This is a genomic window from Sphingomonas floccifaciens, assembly GCF_042681125.1.
GTDB lineage: Bacteria > Pseudomonadota > Alphaproteobacteria > Sphingomonadales > Sphingomonadaceae > Sphingomonas > Sphingomonas floccifaciens.
Window position 1 is genome coordinate 188,264 of record NZ_JBHUFC010000025.1, and the last position, 23,378, is coordinate 211,641.

Genomic DNA, 23,378 nt, shown 5'->3' on the forward strand with positions numbered 1-23,378 from the left:
CGAAGACCGCTTGTCCTGCATTGCCTCTCTCCCGCGGAGCGATGTGTCGAGGTTCGCCCACCTCTTGCTCCCATCTCACGGGACGTATAGCCAGAGTGTAGGACAAGAGGCGGCCAAGGACCCGGCGGCGATCGGGTGTTGGCGACGGATGGGGAGGAAGCGGTGGCGGAGCAGCAGGGCGAAGGCTGGCGGGACACGATCCTGGCGGGTCTGGCGAACTACATCGACGCGGGCTCGATCGTCGCGGGCTCGGTCGCGCTTGCCCTGTGGAAGGACGCCTATGGCCTTTCCGACAGCTTCATCGGGCTGATCGGCGCGTTCAGCGCGAATGCCATCTCCGCCGGCGTCGGGGCATTGATCGGCGGGATGCTATGCGACCGGTTCGGGCGGAAGAAGATCTACCAGTACGACATGCTGTTCTACGCGTTCGGCATGGCGTGGCTGGTGTTCGCCTCCGCGCCCTGGATGATCGTGCTCGGATTCGTGCTGGTCGGCCTGGCGGTCGGGGCGGACATTCCTGCGTCCTGGTCGCTGATCGCGGAGCAGGCGCCGGACACGAAGCGCGGCGCGCATTCGGGCGTCGCGCAGCTGCTCTGGTATCTGGGGCCGGTCGCGGTGCTGGTCGCCGCCTATTTCCTCAAGCCCTTCGGCCTGGACGGCGTACGCTGGCTGTTCATCCACCTGATGGTGCTCGCGCTCGGCCTGACCTTCCTGCGGTCGCGGATGCGCGAGTCGCGGCGGTGGGAAGAGGCGCAGGCGGCGTCCGGCGATGCCGGTCCGCGGCTGGACTGGCGCCAGTTGCTGCGCGCGCCCTATCTCGGCTCGATCCTGTTCCTCGCCGCGATGTACGGGTTCTGGAACCTGTGGGCGGGCTATAACGGCTTCTTCACGCCCTATCTGATCGAGCGCAACAACCTGCCCGAGTGGACCGCCACGATGTTGCCGGCGAGCTATTTCCTGATCGGCATGCTGTCGATCCTCGGCATCTTCATGACGCTGTCGGACCGGGTGAACCAGCGCACATTGTTCGGCATCTCGGCGGCGCTGCATGTCGTCGGCATGGCATTGCTCGCCGTCTTCGGCTTCCGGCTGGAGATCGTGATCGCGCATATCGTCATCATGGGCGTGGCCGGCGGGTTCGGCGCGCAGAGCTTCTTCCAGCTCTGGTCGGCCGAGCTGTTCCCCACCGCGATCCGCTCGACCGCGCAGGGGCTGACCTTCGCGATCGTGCGCATCGGGCTGGGCATCTGGAGCCTCGCTGTGCCGACGCTCGCGGCCTATGACTTCACCATCCTCGCCTGGATCCTGACCGGTTTCCTGGTCGTGTCGGGGGTGATCGGCCTGGTCTGGGCGCCGCGCAACGAGGGCAAGTCGCTGGAACAGATCGACCGCGCGCGGGGCTTGGCGGGCTGATCGCCTGCGCCGCGGCGGTTAGGACCGGATCACGGGGCGCAGGCTGTCCCCCGTCCGGTCCCATCGGAACCCGGCGAGCCAGCCGAGCGGATTCCACGTCGCATTCCCGTTCAGCGAGAAGGTGGCGAACTCCGCACGGCCGCCGATGGACTCGACCGGCACCGCACCGCCCAGCCCGCCCTCGTCCGTCGCCACCCGGCTGTCGGCACTGTTGTCGCGATTGTCGCCCATCACATAGATATGGCCGGCGGGCACGCGATAGGCGACGGTGTCGTCCAGCCGGCTCTGCCCCAGGTCCATCGTCGTGTAACTGGCACCGTTCGGCAGCGTCTCGCGCATCATGTGCACGCGACAGATGCCGTCGGTCACTTCGCCGGGGCAGGGCGCGTTACCGTTGTCGACGATCCGCTGCAGGCCCCGGTCTTCCGTCGCGACCGGTCGCCCGTTCAGCCACAGCCGGCCGCGGACCATCTGCACCGTATCGCCGGGCAGGCCGATCACGCGCTTGATCAGCGTCTCGCTGCGCCGCGCCGGGTCGGGCGGGGTCAGGATGACGATGTCGCCTCGCGTCGGCAACCGGCCGAACAGCCGACCGCGCAGCGCCGGCAACACGTCGAAGCTGACCGACGCATAGGACCAGCCATAGGGATATTTGCTGACCACCAACCGGTCGCCGGTCAGCAGTTCGGGCATCATCGATCCCGACGCGATGTAGAAGGGCCGCGCGATCAGGCTGTGAAAGCCGATCACGGCGAGCGCGAGCATCAGGATGCCGCGCAGCTCGGCGCGCCAGGTCGAGCGGGTGTCGGGGGCGGAGATCGTGTCTGTCATGCCGATACGATCGACCGGCATCATCCACCCGGTCCAACGCTTCCGCGTCCGGACAAGCGGATTTTCGTGTCCGGACACGCCGTCGAGGGGACACCTGGGGCTTCGGCGCAGGCTGAATTCGGTCAGTAGTCCCCCAAACGTTCGTGCTGAGTGCAGTCGAAGCACCTGTTGGAGGACTGCCCTTCGACTTCGCTCAGGGCGAATGATGGTAAGCGGAGCGATCGCTCTAAAATCTAGCGCGCGGCGAACTCGCTCGGGCTGAGTACCCCGTCATGATTGCGGTCGAGCGCAGCAAAGGCCTGTGCCTCCCACGGCGCGGAACGCGCCAGCGAGGGTGTCGCCAGCCCGGCCCCGATCGCGGCACCCGCGACCCAGGCCGTCACGGCCAGCCGAACCGATCGCCGCGACGGTCGCCGCAGTGGCTGCTCGCCCGCTTCGAGTTGCGCATTGATGAACGCACGCACCGCGTCGCTGGCAGTCCTGTCCTGCCGGCGGCACTGCGCCATGAATGCGGCCTTGGTCGCATCGGGCAGGCGTACTTCCAGCGTCACATTCTTCTTCGCGCGCATATCGAACCTCCGGGGGCACGGCATATCCCAATCCCCGGTCCGGCAACAGCCAGGCATTTGGGCGGCCCGGGGCAACCGGCACAGCCGCCATCAAAACCTATGCTTAAGTCCGAGTTAGTTCGACTGCCTCAAGCCGCGACGCGGCACACGGCTACGACGGCAGGCGATGCGCACTGCTGCGGATCGTCCTGACCATGGAGCATCCGGTCGACCTCCCGACCGATCGCATCCCAACGCTTTGCCTCGGCGACGTCATGGTTGCGGATCGACCGGACGATCTCGTCCACCACGACCTGCTGCGCGCGCCATCCATGCGCTGTCACCAGCACGCTGGCATTGCCAGACAGGGCCATGTCATATTCGATCATGGAGGGCTGAAACATCGGCGTGACCGATGGTTCCTAGCGTCCTGCCCGAACGCGACGAAACGGTTGAGCTCGGGCATGAGCTCCAAAATTCGTTAGCAATCAAAGTGTCTTGCGACGTAATTTTAGTTTAATTTTTGGTAACCATGAAACTTCTGACCTGAAAGCGCGTCTGAGGGGCTTCGCGTTGGAGCGATAGGGCCGACCGACGCCAAACAGGGAGTTGCGTATGAAGAGGATCATTCCGGCGGCTATTGCCGCAGCCATTGCGTTCGGCGCCGCATCGTCGGCCAACGCCGCACAGACGCTCACCATCACCGGCCCGAGCGGCACCTTCGGCGATGACTCGGTCACCTGCGCAACGGGCGTGACGTCGTGCACTTTCGAGCGCACCTTCACCTTCCTCACGCCGGCGGGCTTCACCCTCGCCAGTGCCGATATCGGTTCGAACTTCACCGGCGGCAACATGATGGCGAACATCGACTTTTCGCGCGTCACGCTGAACGGCGTTTCGTTCAACACGCTGTCGACCGGGCAGCAGGAATTCCGCAACCTCCTGAACCAGTCGCTGGCCGCTGGTGGCACCAACACCCTCTTCGTCAGCGGCACGTCGGGCGGCGACGCGGCTTTCGCCGGCACGCTGAGCTTCGCCAGCACCTCGGCCGTTCCGGAACCGGCGACCTGGGCCATGATGCTGATCGGCTTCGGTGCCGTCGGCGCCACGATGCGTCGCCGCAAGCAGGTTGCTCGCGTCAATTTCGCCTGATCTCACCTACAGGTCGATTAGCGAGAAAGCCGTCGGTCGAAAGACCGGCGGCTTTCTGCATTGTGGGCCGCCCAGTTTTGCGAAAACCTTCTGCCGCTACCCCGTGGTCAGCCAGTCAGCCGTGCTGACCGCAGTTGACGAAGCCTGATGCGCATCGCCTTCAAACTATCGTTAACTCTCTGATAACCATTAATAATTCGGAACGGCTTGCGTCGTGTTTTGTTCGGCCACGATGCAACAAGTTAAGATTTCTCCGCGACTGACGGTCGCCCCGCACACGGAAACGCGACCTGCACAGGCAAGCGATCCCGTTGTTTTCATTGTCGGTTCGGACGATGCCGAACAGCCGGTCGAACTTTCGACTGGCAGTAGACCGGTTAAGACCCGGATCGTGGATGCCATCGGCGGTCACCTCGGCCCGTTAAGGAAGTTACGCTCCTTGGGCTTCCGCGTATCTGGACGCTGACCGTCGTCCGAACCACGGGATTTGCCCCTCACCCCGCCGGGCGAAGCTCCGCGCAAACGCCATTCGAACGCTTCAGGCGTTTCTGCCACGCGAGTTGTGTTGCCTGCGTCTGAAATAAGGGCCGTGCAGTCGGATACCCTGTCGCGCAAGACCGCGGCGGCACCGCACGATTGGCGACTCAATCAATAACGATTCGCATTTGCGTTGACTCTGCGACAGACTCGCAATAGCGGGCCTGCCGAAGGGGAAAATCATGCAATCCTATCTCGCACTCGGCTGTGTCGGATTCCTTGCGACGGCACCCGTCGCCGCTGCCACCAACAACGACGGCCCCAGCGCCGCTGTTGTCCGCGACGATCCGCAGACCAGCACCGGCGCCCGTGACGTCGTCGTGACCGGACAAAAGGCCGGCCCACCTCTCGGCGTCGAAAGCCCGAAGGCGACCGCAGCGATCCTCGACACGCCGCAGACGATCACCGTCGTCAGCGAACAGACGATCCGCAAGCAGAACCTCCAGACGCTGCGTGACGTGCTCCAGACGATTCCGGGCATCACCTTCGGCGCTGGAGAAGGCGGTGGCGGCTATGGCGATAGCATCAACCTGCGCGGCTATTCGGCGAACAACGACGTCACGATCGACGGCGTGCGCGACGGTGCGCAGTACAGCCGCACCGACCCGTTCAACCTGCAACAGGTCGAGGTCTACAATGGTGCGAACAGTGTGTTCAACGGATCGGGCAGCGTCGGCGGCACGATCAATCTGGTCAGCAAGGTGCCGACGCCCGACACGCTGACGATCGTCCAGGGTGCGGTCGGCACCGACGATTATTACCGCGCGGCGATCGACAGCAACGTGCGGGCAAGCGATCTGGTCGCCGTCCGCCTGAACGCGGCCTATCACCGCAACGACGTGCCGGGCCGTGACGTGGAGCGCTACAAGCGCTGGGGCGTCGCTCCGTCGGTCACCATCGGCATCGCCAGCCCGACCAGCCTGACGCTCGGCTACGTCCATCAGGAAGACCGCAACACGCCCATCTACGGCGTGCCCTATTTCATGAACGGCTTCACCGACGGCTTCGCGCCAGATTTCAAGCGCAGCGGCTATTACGGCATCGTCAATCTCGACCGGCAGGACATCACCATCGATCGCCTGACCGCGACGTTCCGCCACGATTTCGGCGACGGGACGAGCGTGCGCAACCTGACCCGTTGGCAGCGGGTCGGCCAGTCGAGTGTGACGTCGGCGCCACAAGGCACCTTCTGCCTGGCCTCGACCGGTCGCCAGCCGATCGCGACGACGCCGGGCGCGACCGTGGGCGCCGCCTGCCCGTCGACGGTACCGGTCGGATCCTACCTGCCGTCAGGCCCGCGCGGACTGATCCGCGACCAGGAAAACCAGCTGCTCTACAATCAGACCGACGTGCGGATGGAGAGCGGCAAGCGGGGCGGATTCCACAACGTCCTAAATGTCGGCCTGTCCGGCACGATCGAGGATTATGCGCTGCGCCAGGGCTCGCTGCTGCGCCAGGCCAATGGCGCGGCGATCACGCCGCTGCCACTGATCAGCATCGCCAATCCCGACACGACGTGGACCGGTCCGGTCAACGACATCACGACCTCCGTCGCGAAGGGGGAGACGCGCAACATCGCCGTCTATGCGTTCGACACGCTGGCGCTGAACCGCTTCTTCGAGCTGAACGGTGGCGTGCGCTGGGAATATCAGCACGCCGACTTCCGCGCGGTGCCCTTGCAGTTCGTACCGCCGGGCACGACCGTGCTGACCGCGCTTCAGGCCCGTCCGCAGACGAGTGAAGAGCGGCTGTTCTCGTGGCGCGCCGGCGCGGTGTTCCATCCGGTCCGCGACGTCAGCATCTATGGCGGCTATGGCAATTCGAAGACGCCGTCGTCGGCGACCGTCCGCCTGGGCTGCGGCGTCCCGGCCAGCGCGACCGCTGCCGACCCGTGCGCCGTCGCCCCAGAAACCGCGAAGAATTACGAGGTCGGCGTGAAGGCCGGGCTGTTCAACCGCAAGCTGGAACTGACCGCCGCCCTGTTCCGCAACGAACGCACCAACTACCGCGTGCCCTCGAACGACCCGTCGCTGCCCGCCAACCTGCAAGTGCTCAACGGTCGCAGCCGCGTCGACGGCATCGCGCTGGGCGCATCGGGTAACATCACGCCCGCGTGGACCGTGTTCGCCAACTACACCTACCTCGACGGCCGCGTGCGCCAGAGCATCTCGAACCGCGACAAGGCGGCAGGCGTCGTCGATCTTCAGGCTGGCCAGCGGCTGGTGCAGACGCCGGAGCATTCGGGCAGCCTGTTCACCACCTACAAGCTGCCGTTCGGGCTGGAGCTGGGCTATGGTCTCAACTACCAGGGCGCATTCGCGACCAATGTGCCGGTCGCGGGGACGCTGACCCAGTTCCGGGTGCCGGACTATCTGCTCCACCGTGCCTTCGCCGCCTACACCATCGCGTCGCGCTGGACGGTGCAGCTGAACGTGCAGAACCTGACCGACGAGAAATACGTCACCAGCGTCCGCAACAACGTGAGCGCGACGACGGGCGTCACCGGCGGCTGGGCGATGCCCGGCGACCGGCGGCAGGCGACGCTCAGCCTGTTCCACAACTTCTGATGTTGCTAGGCGTTATCAGATGTTGATCGCGATTCCTTCCGTCTTGGATGCCGCCGGTGTCGCGCGTGTGCGCGCCGTCATTGACAGCGGTCGCTGGGCGGACGGGAACGTGACGTCGGGTCCGCAGGCGGCGCTGGCCAAGCGGAACGAGCAACTGGTCGAGGACGATGCCGCGACGGTCGAGGCCGGCGGGCTCGTCCTCGACGCGCTCGGCCGGTCGCCGACCTTCATCGCCGCGGCCCTGCCGCTCAAGATCTTCCCGCCACTGTTCAACCGCTACGCCGGCGGGCAGGCGTTCGATGCGCATGTTGACAACGCCATCCGGCTGAAGCGCGGCACCGATTTCCGCATCCGCAGCGACCTGTCCTGCACCCTCTTGCTCGAAGACCCCGCCGCCTATGACGGGGGTGAACTGGTGGTCGAGGACCTGTTCGGCGAACAGCGCGTGAAGCTCGCGGCGGGCGACGCAGTGCTCTATCCTGCGTCCAGCCTGCACCGGGTCGAGCCGGTCACACGGGGCACGCGCGTCGCGTCCTTCTTCTGGATTCAGTCGATGGTCCGCGACGACGGCGAACGGCGCATCCTGTTCGACCTCGACCGCGCCGTGCAGCGGGTGGCCGCCGCGCAAGGAGCGGGCGACCGCGCGACGGTGGAATTGACCGGCGTCTACCACAACCTCCTCCGCCGCTGGGCCGACGCATGACCACCACCGCCAAGCCGAAGCGCAAATGGCGCAGCTGGTATCTGAAGCAGTTGCACACCTGGCACTGGGTCAGCGCCGCCATCTCGCTGGTCGCGATGCTGCTGTTCTCGGTCACCGGCATCACGCTCAACCACGCCGCGACCATCTCCGCCAAGCCGGAGACGATCGAGCGCAGCGGCACCCTGCCCGCACCGCTCGTCGCGCAACTCGCCGGCCGGTCGGGCGACGCGCCGCTGCCGGATACGGTCGCCGATGCCGTACAGGCGGCGGTCCAGCTCGACGCGCATGGCAAGCCCGGCGAATGGTCGGACGGCGAAGTCTATGTCGCGCTGCCCCGCCCCGGCGGCGACGGCTGGGTATCGATCGACCGTACGTCGGGCACGATCACGGCGGAAGTCACCGATCGCGGCTGGATCAGCTACCTCAATGACCTGCACAAGGGCCGCAACGCCGGGACCGCCTGGTTCTGGTTCATCGACATCTTCGCCGCGGCCTGCGTCCTGTTCACGCTCACCGGCCTGCTGCTGCTCCAGCTTCACGCCCGTCACCGGCCCAGCACCTGGCCGATCGTCGTCGCCGGGCTGGTCCTGCCCGCACTCATCGCCATCTTCCTGATCCACTAAGGAGCTTACCCATGCGCCTTGCCTCCCCCGTCCTGATCGCCGGCGTCATCGCCGCACCGGCAACGGCCGGCACCGTCAGCGTGACCATCCCCAAGCTGAGCGTCGCCGAATATCACCGCCCCTATGTCGCGGTGTGGATCGAACCCGCCGCGGGCGGTCCCGCGCGTACGCTTGCGGTATGGTACGACATCAAGAAGGGCGGCAACGAGCCGGGTACCAAATGGCTCGCCGACCTGCGGGCGTGGTGGCGCAAGGGCGGGCGGAGCATGACCATGCCCGCCAACGGTGTCAGCGGCGCGACCCGCGCACCCGGCACGCACAGCATCCCCCTGCCCGCCGATCTCAAGCCCGGTACCTATACGCTGAACGTCGAGGCCGCGCGTGAAACCGGCGGGCGCGAGCTCGTCCAGGTACCACTGACCGTCCCGGCAAAGGCTGCACGTGCGAGCGGCAGCCATGAACTGGGCGCTGTCGTAATTTCCGCCCGCTAACCAACACCGTTCGTGCCGAGCCTGTCGAAGCACTGCCTTTCTTCGGGCCGCACGCCCGGTAGCGCGAAAAAAGGCAGCCCTTCGACAGGCTCAGGGCGAACGGGATGAGACGCAAGGAACGCTTTCGATGAAAACCCTCACCACCCGCCTGCTCGCCGCCGCCGCGCTGCTCTCGATCCCCGCGACGGTCTCCGCCCACCGCCTGTGGCTGCTGCCCTCGGGCACGATCTTCTCCGGCACAGATAGCTGGGTAACGGTCGATACCGCCGCGTCGAACGACCTGTTCTACGCCGACCACCAGCCCGGCCGGTTGGAGGGCATGAAGGTGTGGCAGCCCGATGGCACGCCGGGCCAGATCCAGAACGGCGCGACCGGCCGCTATCGTTCGGTCTTCGACGTCCAGCTCAACAAGCCCGGCACCTGGAAGATCGGCACCGAAACCACTGCGCTGATGGGCAGCTTCAAGGTCGATGGCGTCGAGAAGCGCATCGGTGGGCGACCGGGCATGGGTCCGAACGGCCAGCGCGTCGCGCCGCTGACCGTCGCCGACATCCCCGCCAACGCGACCGACGTCCAGCTGACCGAAGTCAGCGGCCGCAACGAGATCTTCGTGACCGCCGGCGAGCCGACCCGCACCGTGCTGACGCCGACGGGCAAGGGTCTGGAACTGGATGCCGTCACCCACCCGGACGAGCTGGTCGCAGGCGAGCCGGCCAAATTCCGCTTCCTCGTCGACGGCAAGCCGGCGGCCGGACTGAAGGTCACCGTCGTCCCCGGCGGCAAGCGCTATCGCAATGCCGAAGGCGCGCGGGAACTCACTACCGGCGCCGATGGCGTGCTGTCGGTCGATTGGCCGACCGCCGGCATGTACTGGCTTAATGCCACCTATCAGGACGCGAAGTCGACCACTCCGCGCGCGACCGGCCGGCGGATGAGCTACACCACCACGCTGGAAGTGATGACCCCCTGACCCCGCGCATCGCGCTGCCGCCCGTCATCGACCCGGCCGCCTTCGCCGGGTGCGATCCCGACACGCCCGTCGTCGCGCTAGGCGGCGAGACGATGGGCACGACGTGGCGCGTCCTCTATGCCGCGCGCGACGCCGCGGCGGACGTGCAGGCCGCGATCGAGGGCCGGCTTGCGGAGCTTACCGATGAGATGAGTCACTGGCAGCCGGACTCGCACCTCTGCCGCTTCAACCGTGCCGAGGCGGGGCAGTGGGTATCGCTCCCGCCCGATTTTGCGACGGTCGTCGACACCGCGTTGCGAGTTGCGGCGGCGAGCGATGGGGCGTTCGACCCTACGATGGGCAGGCTGGTCGACCTTTGGGGGTTCGGCCCGCCCGGCCCCAGGCCGCCGCCCGACGATGCCGCGATCGCGGACGCGCTCGCTACCTCCGGCTGGGCGAAGCTGCGCTGGCATCCGGCACATCGCCGCCTGCGCCAGCCCGGCGGCCTTTCGCTCGACCTGTCGGGGATCGCCAAGGGCCATGCCGCGGATGCCGTCGCCGACCTGCTCGGCGCACGCGGGATCGCGCATGCCCTGGTGGAGGTCGGCGGCGAGTTGGCGGGGCGCGGCGTGCGGCCCGATGGCGAGCCGTGGTGGGTCGACCTCGAGACCCCGCCCGGCGTCGACCTGCCTCCCCTGCGTGTCGCGCTTCACAATGTCGCAGTCGCCACATCGGGCAGCTATGTCCGCGGCGACCATGCTCTCGACCCGCGCACCGGACGCCCGGCGGCGAACGGCGTGGTTTCGGTCAGCGTGCTCGCAGCGAGCGCGATGCTGGCCGATGCCATCGCGACCGCGCTGATGGTCGGCTATCCCGACGTGACGCCGGGCGGCGTGGCGGTCGCCGCGCGTATCATCGTGCGCGACGGGGGCGCTGTCCGGGAGGTACTGACTCCGCAGCTCATCGACTTGCTTTCAGACTGATCATGCCACGCCGCCCGGAACCCTAGCCGACGCCATTCTCCCGATATCCGACAGCCAGCACGCCGGCCGCCAGGGCGGCGCTGGCGCCGATGATCATGACCGCGCTCGCGGCACCGATCCCGCCGGCAATCAGCGCGGCGCCGATTAACGGGCCGAGGATCGCGCCGCCGCGGCCGATGCCGATCGCCAGGCCGCTGCCGGTGACGCGCAGTTCGGCGGGAAAGGATTGCGCGATCAGCGCATACAGGCCGACGATCCCACCGAACAGCACCAGCCCGGTCAGGAAGGAGAGCAGCTGCATCCCCTGCAAGCTGGTCATCATGCCGAACACGGCAAAGCCGATGGCGGTCAGCAGCATCGCCGCGATCAGCAGACGCACCAGTCCCAGCCGCGGCGCCAGCCAGCCAAAGACCAGACCACCAATCACCCCGCCCATGCTCATCAGCGCCGAGGTCCGGATCGCATCCGCGGTCGCATAGCCCATGTCGCTCATCAGCTTCGGCAGCCAGCCGGAGAAGAAGTAGAAGGTGACCATGTGCAGGAAATAGGCGGCGACGAGGACGATCGTGATCCGGCGATAGCGACCACTGAGCAGCGCCAGCGCGGGATTGGCGGTCGGTTTCCGGTCCTGCCGCGGTCCGTCGCTGCGCTTCTGGAAAGCGGGCGACTCCGGCAGCCCGAACAGGATCAGCGGAATGAAGGCCGCCGTCAGGGCGGCGCCGACGTAGAACACGAACTGCCAGCCATAGGGGCCGACCAGATCGGCGACCGCCAACCCGCCCACGAGGCCGCCGGCGGGATAGCCGACCGTCATCAGCCCGATCGACAGGTCGCGCCGGCGCGGCGTCGAGAATTCGGCGGCCACGGCATTGATCGCCGCCAGCATCCCGCCGATCCCCAGGCCCGTCACGAACCGCCATATGCACAGCTCCGTGATGTTGGTCGCGGTCACCGTCAGCCCCATGCCGAGCGTCATGATCACCAGGCAGCCGAGGATCAGCGGACGACGCCCGAACCGGTCGCCTTGCGGCGCGAGCAGCAGCGACCCTATCGCCATCCCGACCAGCCCGGACGACAAGGCGACGCCCAGTTCCGCCGGCCCGACGTTCCACGCCCGCGCGATGCCGGGAAGCGCGAAGGTGATCGCCAGCACGTCGAACCCGTCGAGGGCATTCAGCAGCACCGCGCAGGCGACCGCGACGATTTGCGTGCGGGTCATCGGCCGGTCGTCCCGGCCGTCGGATGCCGACACCGCCTTCGCCATCGAATCCGCCATCCTCGCGCCCTGTCCATGCCTGTTGTCACAGGATGCGTATCAGCCGCGGGTCGTTTCGCATAGACGATCGCATCGCGACCGTGATGATCATGTCAGCCGCGTTCGAGCAACGTCGCGGTCTTGCCCAGCAGGTCGATGATCCTTTCCTCCAGCGCCGCATCATGGCGAACCATCGGATAGGCGACGCTGAATGCGCCGATCGCCTCGCCATCGACGATCACCGCGCGGCCGAGCCCGATGATGCCCGCCGTATATTCGCCACGCGTGCGGGCGATGCCGGTCCGGCGGATTTCGTCCAACTCGCGGCGCAGGGTCGCCTCGTCGGTTACGGTGCCCGGGGTGAAGGCGGTCCGTTCGGTCTCGCGGAAATAGCGATCGAGGTCGTCGTCGGGCAGCGCGGCGAGCAACGCCTTGCCGGCGGCGAAGCCGTGCAGGCCGTCATGCGTGCCGGCGGGCACCGCATAGCGCAGCGCATGCTCGCTGGTTTCGGTCACCAGCGCCTCCAGCTCCCATCCCTTGCGGACGAAGAACGAGCTCGTTTCGTTCAACTGCACACGCAGCGTTCGCGTCAGCGGCGCGACCATGTCGATCAGGCTGAACGCCTGGTCGCGCACCTGTAGCCGCTCCAACCCCGGCCCCGGCGCATAACGTCGCCCGTCGCGCCGCAGATAGCCGCGCGAGACGAGGGTCGACAGCAGATAGGACAGGCTGCTGACCGGGATGCCGAGGCCGCTCGAAATCTCCTGCGCCACCACCGGCCGGCCGCGCGCGATGACCAGTTCGATGATGTCGAGCGTCCGCGTCGCCGATTTGACCTGGGGCTGCACCATGTCTGTCATGCCTGCGATCATGGCGCAGCGCCGGGGCGAAATCCATGCCCCGGGCGCTGCACGGGTCAGCCCCGGAAAACGACCGTGCGGGTGCCGTTCAGCAAGACCCGGTCGTTGAGGTGCAGGCGCACCGCCTCCGCCAGCACGCGGCGTTCGACGTCGCGGCCCTTGCGGACCAGGTCGTCGGGCGTATCGGCATGGCTGGCGAATTCGACGTCCTGATGAATGATCGGTCCTTCATCCAGGTCGGCGGTGACATAGTGTGCGGTCGCCCCGATCATCTTCACGCCGCGCTCATGTGCCTGGTGATAGGGCTTGGCGCCCTTGAAGCCGGGCAGGAAGCTGTGGTGGATGTTGATGCAGCGCCCCGACAGGAACGACGCGAGATCGTCCGACAGGATCTGCATGTAGCGCGCGAGGACGACGAGTTCGGCGCCGGTTTCGAGGATGACCTGCTTCACCGCGACTTCCTGCGCCGCCTTCGTCTCGCGGGTCGTCGGCAGATAGTGGTACGGAATGTCGCCGATCAGCGAGGTGTGCAGCCTCTCGCGCGGATGGTTGGAGATGATCGCGACGACGTCCATCGGCAGTTCGCCCAGGATCGTGCGGTACAGCAGGTCGCCCAGGCAATGGTCCCAGCGCGACACCATCAGCACGACGCGACGATGCGCGCTTTCGTCCTTCAGCGTCCAGTCCATGCCCGCCGATGTGGCAAGCGGGGCGAAGGCGTCGCGCAAGGCGTCGAGCCCGGCTGTGGCATCATATTGGAACGCGACACGCATGAAGAAGCGCGCGTTGGCGGGATCGTTGAACTGCTGCGCATCGACGATGTTGCAGCCGCGCTCGCTGAGGAAGCCGGAGACGCGGGCGACGAGACCCAGCGCATCGGGGCATTGCAGGCGCAGGACGGCGATGTCGGCCATGACGAAACGAACCTCTCAAATTTCGGTATCGAAACCGCGTCAGTGCGCGCGGTCGTAGTCGGCGATCCAGGCGACGGTCTTCTCGACCCCGCCGAACGGATAGAAATGCAGGCGCAGCGGCCCATGTTCAGGCCCCATCCCGGCCGCCAGCGCGGCGACCAGCTTATCGGGGCCGGCGGTGCCCAGCAATTGCCCGATCGATATGCCGTATTTGGCGAGCACCGATGCCGACGCCCCCACCCCGCACCGCGCCGCGAACCGGACCAGGGTCTTGATCCCCGCCGGCCCCGGCACGCCAATGCGGATCGGCACGTCGATGCCCCGCGCCCGTGCCTCCGCTACCCAGCGCAATACGGCCGCGGCGTCGAAGGCGAACTGGGTGACGATCAGCGGCGCCATGCCGCGTGTGGCGATCTCCGCGCATTTGGCTTGCAAGACCTGCCAGCCCTGATCCGGCGTCATGTGCGGATGGCCTTCAGGATGCCCGCCGATGCCAATCGCGCGGATACCGGCGCGCTCGAACGCGCCGCTGCCGATCAACGCGCTGCTGTCGGCGAACGGCCCTTCGGGCTCGGACGGGTCACCGGCGATGACGAAGCAGCGGCGGACGCCCGCCTCGGCGACGACGGTCGCCAGATAGTTTTCGAACTCCTCGGCAGACCCGATCCGGCGCGCGGAGAAATGCGGCATCGGTTCGAAGCCCAGTTCGCGCACCCGCTTCGCCGCAGCGACGCGTGCATCCATAGCCTCGCCGGGCAGGAAGGTGATCGCGACCGGCGTGTCCACGGGCATCGCTGATGCGGCGGCTTCCAGCGAGGCGACGTCCTTGGCGGTGATCTCGATCGAATAGCCGTCGACCATGTTGTGCGCAGGGCGCGTCCAGTTCGGGTGAAGTATCGGCGTCGCCATCTCGCTCTCCCACAAGATCGTATGGAGGCACTAGCGCACCGCATTTGATTCGGATAGATGAAACTTCACAAGTGCGAAGTTATCGGAGAGGCCGTTGTCGCGACTCGTCATCCTGCCCGGTTTGCTGTGCGACGAACGCCTGTTCGCGGCACAGGTCGCCGCGTTCGATGGGCTGGTGATCGACGGCTTCTATGCGGGTGCTGATAGTATCGGCGCGATGGCCGACCATGCCCTGTCGCGCATGCCCGCCGGGGCGGCGCTGCTCGGCCATTCGATGGGTGGCCGCGTGGCGCTGGAGATGTGGCGGCGCGCGCCTGAGCGGATCGCCGGCATCGCCATCGCCAACAGTGGGGTGCATCCGGTGCGTGACGGCGAGGCGGCAGCGCGCCATGCGCTGCTTGATCTCGGACGGCGCGAAGGCGCGGCAGCCCTGGTCGATCGCTGGCTTCCGCCGATGGTGGCAGAGGGGACGGCGGCCGAGGTATATGATCCGCTCCACGCGATGGCGACGGACGCCGGCGTCGAGATCTTCGCAGCGCAGATCCACGCCCTCCTCACCCGACCCGATGCCGAAAGCGTGCTGCCGACCTTGACCTGCCCGGTCGCGATCATCGGCGCCGAACAGGACCGCTGGTCGCCGGTCGTGCAGCAACGCGCGATCGCCGACGCGATCCCCACTGCCGAGCTGTCGATCGTGCCTCATGCCGGCCACATGGCCCCGGCCGAGGCGCCGTCCGCCTTCAACCGCGCCGTTTCCGACCTGCTGGCGCGGATCGATTCCACCCCTTCCCCTTCGCTCAACCAGAGGATGTATTCGTGACCGACAAGACCCTTCAGGCCGCTCTCGACGAACAGGGCAACATCGTCGACTTCCTGCGCAACCAGCAGGTCGGCCCCAACGTCTATCCGGGCGTGCCGGCCGAATATTCCAACTGGCGCGACGAACAGCGGTCGTGGGCGGAAACCGCGGTCCTGTTCAACCAAAGCTTCCACATGGTCGACCTGCTGGTCACCGGCCCCGGCGCGTTCGACATGCTGTCCTATCTGGCGCCCAACAGCTTCAAGGGCTTCGTCCCCAACCGCGCCAAGCAGTTCGCGCCGGTGACGCCGGAGGGCTATGTCATCGGCGACGTCATCCTCTTCTATCTGGAGGAGGAGAAGTTCGAGCTGGTCGGCCGCGCGCCGTCGATCGAATGGGTCGAATATTGGGCCTCGACCGGCAAGTGGGACGTGAAGGTCGAGCGTGACGAACGCACCGCCGCCCGCCCGCTCGACCAGCAGGGGTACCGCCGCAACTATCGCTTTCAGCTGCAAGGCCCGAACGCGATGAAGGTGCTGGAAAAGGCGATGGGCGAGACGCCGCCCGACCTGAAGTTCTTCCACATGGCGCCGGTCATGATCGCCGGCGTCGAAGTCCGCGCGCTGCGCCACGGCATGGTCGGCCAGCCGGGCTACGAACTATTCGGCCCTTGGGCGGATTACGACACCGTCCGCAACGCTCTCATCGAAGCGGGCAAGGATTTCGGCCTGACGCTGTGCGGCGGTCGCACCTATTCGTCGAACACGCTGGAATCGGGCTGGATCCCCTCGCCCCTCCCCGCACTTTACACCGGCGAAGGCTCGAAGGGCTTTCGCGAATGGCAGAGCGCCAACAGCTATGAGGGCAAATGCTCGCTCGGCGGCAGCTTCGTGTCCGAGAATATCGAGGATTATTATCTGACGCCGTGGGATTTGGGCTATGGCATCATGGTCAAGTTCGACCATGACTTCGTCGGTCGCGAGGCGCTGGAGCGGATGAAGGACCAGCCGCACCGCCGCAAGGTGACGCTGGCGCTCGACAACGCCGATATCGTTCGCGTCATGAGCTCGATGCTCCAGACCGGCGACAAGGCGAAGTTCCTGGAATTCCCCAGCGCCGTCTATTGCATGCACCCCTATGACGCGGTGCTGAAGGACGGGAAGACCATCGGCCTGTCGACCTGGATCGGCTACACCGTCAACGCCGGCCGCTTCCTGGCGCTCGCGATGGTCGACGAGGAATTCGCGACGCCCGGCACCGAAGTCACGCTGCTGTGGGGCGAGCCGGATGGCGGTACGTCGAAGCCGACCGTGGAACCGCACGTCCAGACCGAAATCCGCGCGACGGTCGCCCCGGTGCCCTATTCGGAAGTCGCGCGCGACAGCTACGCCGACGGCTGGCGCACCAAGGGCTGAGGCCCGTCGGGCGCGGGCGGTTCGCCGTCCGCGCCCAATTATCCGATCAGGAAGGACGCCGATGCCGACCGTTTCCGACGTGGCGAGCTATCTCGCCGAACTTGACGACATCCCCGGCACGCGCGTCTTCACCGCCGCCCGCGCCCGCGAGGGTTATCACCTCAACCAGTTCGCGATGAGCCTGATGACGCCGGAGAACCGCGCGCGGTTCAAGGCCGATGAGCGCGCCTATCTCGACGCCTGGCCGATCAGCGAAGCGCAGAAGCAGGCGGTGCTCGACCGCGACTACAACCGGCTGATCGATCTGGGCGGCAACATCTATTTCCTCGCCAAGGTCATCGCCTGCGACGGGCTGAGCTTCCTCCAGGGCGTCAGCACGATGACGGGCATGAGCGTGGACGATTACCAGGCGATGATGCTGGCCGGCGGGCGTTCGCCGGACGGTGCGCGCTCTTTGAAGGACATGAACTGATGGCCCGGATCACCGCAGGCATCGGCTGCAGCCACATCCCCGTGCTCGGCTTCGCGCATGATCACAAGCGCACGCAGGAACCGATCTTCGCCCCCGCCTTCGCCGGCTTCGACTGGACCCGCGAATGGGAGAAGGCGGAGAAGCCGGACGTGGTCATCCTCGTCTACAACGATCACGCCTCGGCATTCGACATGAAGATCATCCCGACCTTCGCGATCGGCTGCGGTGAGCGTTATGCCCCCGCCGACGAAGGCTTTGGCCCACGTCCGGTGCCCGAAGTCATCGGCCATCCCGTCCTGGCCTGGCATATCGCGCAGAGCCTGGTGCTCGACGAATTCGACATGACGATCATCAACGAGATGACGGTCGACCACGGTTTGACCGTGCCGATGACGATGATGTTCGGCGATGTCGACGCGTGGCCGGTGAAGGTGATCCCTCTCGCCGTCAACGTCGTCACCTATCCCCCGCCCTCGGGCAACCGCTGCTGGGCGCTGGGCGAAGCGATCGCGCGGGCCGTGGAGAGCTTTCCCGAGGATCTGAACGTGCAGGTCTGGGGTACGGGCGGCATGAGCCACCAGCTCCAGGGCCCACGCGCCGGCCTGATCAACCGTGAATGGGACACCGCCTTCCTCGACCGGCTGTCGGGCGACAGCGACGCATTGCGCCACATTCCGCATATCGAATATCTGCGCGAAACGGGCAGCGAGGGGATCGAGATGGTGATGTGGCTGATCATGCGCGGCGCGCTCGGACAAGCGACGCGCGAGCTGCACCGCCATTATCATGTGCCCGCCAGCAACACCGCGCTCGGCCACATCGTCCTCGAACCCGTGGAGCAGGCCGCATGATCCATACCACCCATGTCGGCAGCCTGCCGCGCGGCGAGGCGCTGACCCCGCTGCTGCTCGCGCGGGACAAGGGCGAGCCTTATGACGCCGCCGAATTCGACCGGGTCGTACAGGCCGCGGTCGACGAGGGCGTCGCGGCGCAGGTCGCCGCCGGCGTCTCGATCGTCAGCGACGGCGAACTCGGCAAGGTCGGCTATTCGACCTATATGATCGAGCGGCTGGAGGGCTTCGGCGGTCATATCGAGCGCCGCCCCGCCGCCGACCTGGCCGAACATCCGACGCTGGCGAAGAAGCTGTCCGCGATCATGGGTGCTCAGGAATTCACGCGCGCATCCTGCATCGGTGCGGTGCGGCTGAAGACGCTCGATCCGCTGCACGATGATATCCGCCGGTTCCGCACCGCGCTCGACCGGCATGGCAAGGGCGTGCGCGCCTTCATGAACGCCGCGTCGCCGGGGCTCATCACCGCCTTTCAGGTCAACCGCCATTATCCCAGCCACGAGGCATATCTGGCCGATCTGGTCGATGCGATGCGGCCGGAATATGAGGCGATCGTCGCCGCCGGCTTCGACCTGCAACTCGACTGCCCCGACCTCGCCATGTCGCGGCACACCGGCTACCAGGATCAGAGCGAGGCGGAGTTCGTCTGCACCGCGGCGGCCAATGTCGAGGCGCTGAACGCCGCGACCGCCGGCATCCCCGCCGACCGGATGCGGATGCACATCTGCTGGGGCAATTACGAAGGTCCGCACGACCACGACATTCCGCTGGAACGCGTGATCGACACCGTCGTCGCCGCGCGTCCCGCGACGATCCTGTTCGAGGCGGCCAATCCGCGGCACGAGCATGAATGGACCGTCTGGCGCGATGCGAAGCTGCCCGACGACAAACGGCTGGCCCCCGGCCTGATCGACACCTGTTCCAACTATGTCGAGCATCCCGAACTGATCGCGCAGCGTATCGAACGCTTCGCAGGGATCGTCGGCAAGGACCGCGTGATCGCCAGCACCGACTGCGGCTTCGGCACCTTCGCCGGTTACGGCAAGATCGATCCGGGCGTGACGTGGAAGAAGCTGCGGGCGCTGCGCGAGGGCGCCGACCGGGCGGACGCGCGACTGTGACGGAGGCGGAGCGCGTGGGCGTCGAACATGCCTGCGCCAAGCTGATCGCGCGCTACGCCAATCTGAACGACGCGGGCGACTGGGCGGGCGTCGCGGCGCTCTATGCGGTCGACGGCCGCATGGCCCGCCCGACCGCGCCCGACGACTGGATAACCGGCCGCGACGCGATCCTCGCCGCCTTCCGCGCCCGCCCGGCACGCACGACGCGGCATCTGTGCAGCAATATCGTCGTCGATGTGCTGTCGAGCGACAGCGCGGTTGCCGAATCGGCGATGGCGCTGTTCCTTCCCGGCGAGCCGCCCAAACTTGGAGGCTTCTACGATCGCTTCGTCCGCGAAGACGGAAAGTGGCTGTTCGCCGAACGCCGTGGTTTTCTCAGCTTCTAAGCTTCATAACCTGGATTGCGGCCCATCCAATTCATCGATACCATCAAATAGAAGAATATATCGCATATAAGAACAGGGGAGGACGGCATGAGCTGGACGACGATCGCGGTGACTCTGCTTGGGACGGTCGCCCCGCCCCAGCAGGCGACGACAACCGACCCGGCGCAGACCGCCCGCCCCGCCGATGACGAAGCCCAGCCGGGCGAGATCATCGTCACCGCGCAGAAGCGGCAGCAGTCGATCCAGGACGTCAGCGCCGCGGTCAGCGCGATCGGTGCCGACCGGCTCGAGACGGCGCAGGTATCGACGCTGCAGGACCTTCAGACGATCGTCCCGTCGGTCAATTTCGGCAGCGATTTCAACCAGGCGAAGATCTTCATCCGCGGCGTCGGCGCCAACACCTCGACCACCGGCAGCTCGACCGGCGTCGCCTTCCATGTCGATGGCGCCTATGTCGCCCGTGCCGAGGCACAGCTGACCAGCCTGTTCGATCTGGAGCGCGTCGAAGTGCTGCGCGGGCCGCAGGGCACGCTCTATGGCCGTAACGCGGTCGGCGGCTCGATCAACCTGATCACCGCCAAGCCCTCCGCCGATTTCGGCGGCTATGCGCGGCTGACCTATGGCGCCTATAACCAGATCGTCGCCGAAAGCGCGCTTACCGGGGCGCTGAGCGACGGCATCCGCGCGCGCATCGCGGCGCGCATCGAGAACCGCGACGGCTTCGGCACCAATCCGGTCACCGGTCGCGACGTCGACGACCTGAAGCGCCGCATGGTCCGCGGGCAGGTTGCCGTCGACCTGTCCCCCAGCGTCGAATATCTCCTGTCGGGCGAATATTTCCGCCAGGACGACAGCTCGGGCGCGATCCATTACCTGCGCGCCTCCTTCCCCGGCGTCGCTCGCCTGCCACCACTCGGCGTCGGCGGCTATGCGCGTCGCCCGCGCGACCTCGCCTCGGAAAGCCAGGTCGGCACCGATACCGAAACCTGGGCCGCGACCGGCACGCTGCGCGCCGATCTGTCGAGCACGATCAGCCTGTCGAACATCACCAACTACCGGCGTTTCCGCTCGTCGCTGTTCCAGGACCTCGACCTGTCGGCGGTTATCGACAGCCTGGCGACCAACGGCCAGGCGACGACCAATCAGGAACGTCGCATCGACAGCAAGCAGTTCAGCAACGAGCTGCAACTGAACTACACCGGCCGCCTCGGCAGCCTGGTCCTCGGCGGCTACTACTTCCACGAACGCCAGCGGCCGATCGACAACGTGGGCCTCGCCCCGCGCAACGGCCAGGCGAGCAACATCGCGGTGCTAACCGCGGCGGGCATCGACCTCAACGAAGCCTTCGGCCTCTGCGGCTATGGCCCCGGCACGCTGTCGAGCGGTGGGGTCATCGCGCCGAAGCGGGTCTGCACCCGCTCCAACCTCGGCACCCGCGCCTTCGCCGTGTTCGGCCAGGCCAATATCGATCTGGCCACGCTGGCGAGCGGGTTGAGCGGCCTGCGCATCAAGCTCGGCGGGCGCTACAGCGACGAGCGGGTGACGTCGGAAAATCCGTCGATCGTCATCACCCGCAACGGCCTCGGCCCCGTGCTGCGCTACACCGCCGACCAGACGCGGCGCGCCCGCACCTTCCGCGACTTCACGCCGGAGGCCGGGCTGGAATGGAAGCCGAACAGCGACCTGCTCGTCTATTATACCTATTCCGAAGGGTTCAAGGCAGGCTCCGGCGAGAACGCCTCCGGCTCGACCACGATCGTCGACCCCGAACGCATCTTCAACCACGAAGCCGGCGTGAAGGCCGAACTGAGCCGTGCGCTGACGGTCAACGCCTCGGTCTATCATTACCGCCTCGACGGGTTGCAGCTGAACAAGACCATCTCCGGCGGGCCGAGCGGCTACACCACGATCTTCCAGAACGCCGCCAGCACCAAGGCGGACGGCGTCGAACTGGAAATCTTCGCCCGCCCCTCGCGCGACGTGCGCTTCTCGGGTGCCTTGTCCTATGTCGATGCGCGCTTCACCGACTACCTGACGCTCGACCCGCTCAATCCGGCGAACGTCGCTTCGGCCGGGTCGCCCGCCTATAACGCGACGACCAACCCCGATCCCACCGCGTTCGGCGCACCGGGCGGCGGCAATATCCAGTTGGCCGGCAATGCGGTGCGCAACACGCCGCGCTGGGCGTGGAACATCCACGGCGAGGCCGACACGCCCGACGGCTATCTGCCGGGCAAGCTGACCGTGCTGGCCGATGTGTCGTACAAGAACCGCATCTATTTCAGCGAGTTCGAGCGCGATATCGAAAGCTCGCGGCCCTATACGCAGGTCGACATGGCGGTCAGCTATGTCACCGCCGATCGCCGGTTGAAGGCGGACCTGTTCATGAAGAACGTGTTCGACGTGTTCCGCCCGTCGAGCACCTTCGCGCTGGCGACCAGCCGCCTGATCGGCGTCACCTATCTGCCGCCGCGGACCTATGGCCTGGCGCTCGGCTATAATTTCTGATTGCGAGAGGGCGTTACGGTCTGCTGCCGTGACGCCCCCGCGTTTTTCTGATTAAGACCGCCTATGCGGTTCAAAGGTCTCGACCTCAATCTCGTCGTCGCGCTCGACATCCTGCTCCAGGAACGCAGCGTCTCGCGATCGGCGGAGCGGCTGAAGCTCAGCCAGCCGGCGGTCAGCGCCGCGCTCGCCCGCCTGCGCGACTATTTCAACGACGAACTGCTGGTATCGATCGGTCGATCGATGATCCCGACCGCATACGCCGAACAGCTATGGCCGATCGCCCGGGACCTGCTGGCGAAGGCTGACCTGCTGATCGACACATCGTCCAGCTTCGCGCCCGCCACGTCGCAGCGCCGGTTCCGTGTCAGCGCGTCGGACTTCATCCAGACCGTCCTGATCTCCCCCGCCCTGCGGGCGATTCATGCCGCAGCGCCGGGGATCGGCATGGACGTCGGCCCGACCGGGCCGAACAGCATCACCCAGTTCGAAAATGGCGAGATCGACTGTATCATCAGCCCCGAACAATATGCCTCCCCCGCCCATCCGTTTCGCCCGCTATTCGCCGACCGGCATGTCGTCGTCGGGTGGCGCGGCAATCCGGCGATGGATCGGCCGCTCGATCTCGACACGTTCCTGGCGCTCGGCCATGTCGCAGTGCGGATCGGGTCGGGGCGCGAGCTGTCCTTCGCCGAAAAGCAGATGCTGCCGTACATCGACCAGCGGCGGATAGAGGTCACGTCGTCGACCTTCTCGGGCGTGCCGCTGATGCTGCCGCAGACGCAACGTATCGCGGTGTTGCAGGAACGACTGGCCGCGACCTTCTGCGCCGCATTCGACCTGGCGATGCAGCCGCTGCCGTTCGAGATGCCGCCTTTGTGCGAGGTCGTGCAATATCATTCGAGCCGCGCGAACGATGCCGGCATCGCCTGGCTGATCGGCATGTTCGAGCAAGTGGTCGCCGACAGCGCGGCGGGTTTATAGGTCGGGTCGGCATTCGACTTTCCTCCCCTGGAAGGGGAGGGGAACCGCCGCGAAGCGGTGGTGGAGGGGTGTCCCGCTATCGAGAGCGCGACACCCCTCCGTCAGCGCTG

At 66.6% G+C, this 23,378-nt stretch carries 23 protein-coding genes; 16 read left to right on the top strand and 7 right to left on the bottom strand.

Going from position 1 to position 23,378, the window contains the following annotated elements; all coding sequences use genetic code 11:
- The first annotated feature begins 138 nt into the window (after positions 1–138).
- Positions 139–1,413, top strand: coding sequence for an MFS transporter (locus tag ACFSC3_RS20150; RefSeq protein WP_380942150.1), 1,275 nt, complete (start codon positions 139–141; stop codon positions 1,411–1,413).
- Positions 1,414–1,431: 18 nt separating this feature from the next.
- Here ACFSC3_RS20150 and lepB read toward each other — a convergent pair whose 3' ends face one another.
- The 3 genes from lepB to ACFSC3_RS20165 form a co-directional block, all read right to left on the bottom strand.
- Positions 1,432–2,244 (bottom strand): signal peptidase I, encoded by an 813-nt coding sequence (gene lepB / locus ACFSC3_RS20155; RefSeq protein WP_380942152.1) that lies wholly within the window; start codon positions 2,242–2,244, stop codon positions 1,432–1,434.
- Positions 2,245–2,477: 233 nt separating this feature from the next.
- Positions 2,478–2,813: an EF-hand domain-containing protein gene (locus ACFSC3_RS20160; protein ID WP_380942154.1), complete on the bottom strand. Its 336-nt coding sequence runs from the start codon at positions 2,811–2,813 to the stop codon at positions 2,478–2,480.
- A gap of 128 nt (positions 2,814–2,941) precedes the next feature.
- Complete coding sequence (locus ACFSC3_RS20165) at positions 2,942–3,196, bottom strand: hypothetical protein (protein WP_380942156.1); 255 nt, start codon at positions 3,194–3,196, stop codon at positions 2,942–2,944.
- 211 nt (positions 3,197–3,407) lie between these two features.
- On the opposite strand from ACFSC3_RS20165, the gene ACFSC3_RS20170 reads away from it, so the two are divergent.
- The 7 genes from ACFSC3_RS20170 to ACFSC3_RS20200 all read left to right on the top strand — a co-directional run bounded on the left by ACFSC3_RS20170 (position 3,408) and on the right by ACFSC3_RS20200 (position 10,797).
- Positions 3,408–3,944: an FxDxF family PEP-CTERM protein gene (locus ACFSC3_RS20170; RefSeq protein ID WP_380942158.1), complete on the top strand. Its 537-nt coding sequence runs from the start codon at positions 3,408–3,410 to the stop codon at positions 3,942–3,944.
- A gap of 719 nt (positions 3,945–4,663) precedes the next feature.
- On the top strand, positions 4,664–7,048 hold the full coding sequence (locus tag ACFSC3_RS20175; protein WP_380942160.1) for a TonB-dependent receptor: 2,385 nt from the start codon (positions 4,664–4,666) through the stop codon (positions 7,046–7,048).
- Between the two features lie 19 nt (positions 7,049–7,067).
- Entirely contained in the window at positions 7,068–7,751 is a 684-nt protein-coding gene (locus tag ACFSC3_RS20180; protein ID WP_380942162.1) for a Fe2+-dependent dioxygenase, read from the top strand.
- Positions 7,748–8,374: a PepSY-associated TM helix domain-containing protein gene (locus ACFSC3_RS20185; protein ID WP_380942164.1), complete on the top strand. Its 627-nt coding sequence runs from the start codon at positions 7,748–7,750 to the stop codon at positions 8,372–8,374. Before ACFSC3_RS20180 ends, ACFSC3_RS20185 begins: the two co-directional genes overlap by 4 nt.
- Before the next feature lie 11 nt (positions 8,375–8,385).
- The gene (locus ACFSC3_RS20190; RefSeq protein ID WP_380942165.1) at positions 8,386–8,865 is read left to right on the top strand and encodes a DUF2271 domain-containing protein; all 480 of its coding nucleotides are present in this window, start codon (positions 8,386–8,388) and stop codon (positions 8,863–8,865) included.
- A 127-nt stretch (positions 8,866–8,992) separates the two neighbouring features.
- Positions 8,993–9,835, top strand: a complete 843-nt coding sequence (locus ACFSC3_RS20195; protein WP_380942167.1) for a DUF4198 domain-containing protein — start codon at positions 8,993–8,995, stop codon at positions 9,833–9,835.
- A gap of 92 nt (positions 9,836–9,927) precedes the next feature.
- Positions 9,928–10,797, top strand: coding sequence for an FAD:protein FMN transferase (locus tag ACFSC3_RS20200; RefSeq protein ID WP_380942169.1), 870 nt, complete (start codon positions 9,928–9,930; stop codon positions 10,795–10,797).
- Between the two features lie 22 nt (positions 10,798–10,819).
- On the opposite strand, the gene ACFSC3_RS20205 is transcribed toward ACFSC3_RS20200, so the two are convergent.
- The 4 genes from ACFSC3_RS20205 to ACFSC3_RS20220 form a co-directional block, all read right to left on the bottom strand.
- A complete protein-coding gene (locus tag ACFSC3_RS20205) occupies positions 10,820–12,073 on the bottom strand; it encodes an MFS transporter (RefSeq protein WP_380942171.1) in 1,254 nt (417 codons plus the stop codon).
- A gap of 92 nt (positions 12,074–12,165) precedes the next feature.
- On the bottom strand, positions 12,166–12,912 hold the full coding sequence (locus ACFSC3_RS20210) for an IclR family transcriptional regulator (protein WP_380942173.1): 747 nt from the start codon (positions 12,910–12,912) through the stop codon (positions 12,166–12,168).
- Positions 12,913–12,968: 56 nt separating this feature from the next.
- Complete coding sequence (gene purU, locus ACFSC3_RS20215; RefSeq protein WP_380942175.1) at positions 12,969–13,826, bottom strand: formyltetrahydrofolate deformylase; 858 nt, start codon at positions 13,824–13,826, stop codon at positions 12,969–12,971.
- Positions 13,827–13,865: 39 nt separating this feature from the next.
- The gene (locus ACFSC3_RS20220) at positions 13,866–14,735 is read right to left on the bottom strand and encodes a methylenetetrahydrofolate reductase (RefSeq protein WP_380942177.1); all 870 of its coding nucleotides are present in this window, start codon (positions 14,733–14,735) and stop codon (positions 13,866–13,868) included.
- Between the two features lie 94 nt (positions 14,736–14,829).
- Here ACFSC3_RS20220 and ACFSC3_RS20225 point away from each other — a divergent pair, with 94 nt between their 5' ends.
- The 8 genes from ACFSC3_RS20225 (at position 14,830) to ACFSC3_RS20260 (ending at position 23,268) form a co-directional block, all read left to right on the top strand.
- Positions 14,830–15,555, top strand: a complete 726-nt coding sequence (locus ACFSC3_RS20225; RefSeq protein ID WP_380942179.1) for an alpha/beta fold hydrolase — start codon at positions 14,830–14,832, stop codon at positions 15,553–15,555.
- A complete protein-coding gene (gene desA, locus ACFSC3_RS20230) occupies positions 15,552–16,949 on the top strand; it encodes a syringate O-demethylase (RefSeq protein WP_380942180.1) in 1,398 nt (465 codons plus the stop codon). Before ACFSC3_RS20225 ends, desA begins: the two co-directional genes overlap by 4 nt.
- A gap of 61 nt (positions 16,950–17,010) precedes the next feature.
- Positions 17,011–17,421 carry a protocatechuate 4,5-dioxygenase subunit alpha gene (gene ligA / locus ACFSC3_RS20235; RefSeq protein ID WP_380942181.1) on the top strand — a complete coding sequence of 137 codons (411 nt, stop codon included), beginning with the start codon at positions 17,011–17,013 and terminating at the stop codon, positions 17,419–17,421.
- Complete coding sequence (locus ACFSC3_RS20240) at positions 17,421–18,272, top strand: class III extradiol dioxygenase subunit beta (protein ID WP_380942182.1); 852 nt, start codon at positions 17,421–17,423, stop codon at positions 18,270–18,272. Before ligA ends, ACFSC3_RS20240 begins: the two co-directional genes overlap by 1 nt.
- The gene (locus tag ACFSC3_RS20245; protein ID WP_380942184.1) at positions 18,269–19,393 is read left to right on the top strand and encodes a cobalamin-independent methionine synthase II family protein; all 1,125 of its coding nucleotides are present in this window, start codon (positions 18,269–18,271) and stop codon (positions 19,391–19,393) included. The genes ACFSC3_RS20240 and ACFSC3_RS20245 overlap by 4 nt, the downstream gene beginning before the upstream one ends.
- 14 nt (positions 19,394–19,407) lie before the next feature.
- Complete coding sequence (locus ACFSC3_RS20250; protein WP_380942186.1) at positions 19,408–19,779, top strand: nuclear transport factor 2 family protein; 372 nt, start codon at positions 19,408–19,410, stop codon at positions 19,777–19,779.
- Positions 19,780–19,866: 87 nt separating this feature from the next.
- The gene (locus ACFSC3_RS20255) at positions 19,867–22,287 is read left to right on the top strand and encodes a TonB-dependent receptor (protein WP_380942188.1); all 2,421 of its coding nucleotides are present in this window, start codon (positions 19,867–19,869) and stop codon (positions 22,285–22,287) included.
- Between the two features lie 63 nt (positions 22,288–22,350).
- Entirely contained in the window at positions 22,351–23,268 is a 918-nt protein-coding gene (locus ACFSC3_RS20260; RefSeq protein WP_380942190.1) for a LysR family transcriptional regulator, read from the top strand.
- Positions 23,269–23,378: the final 110 nt, after the last annotated feature.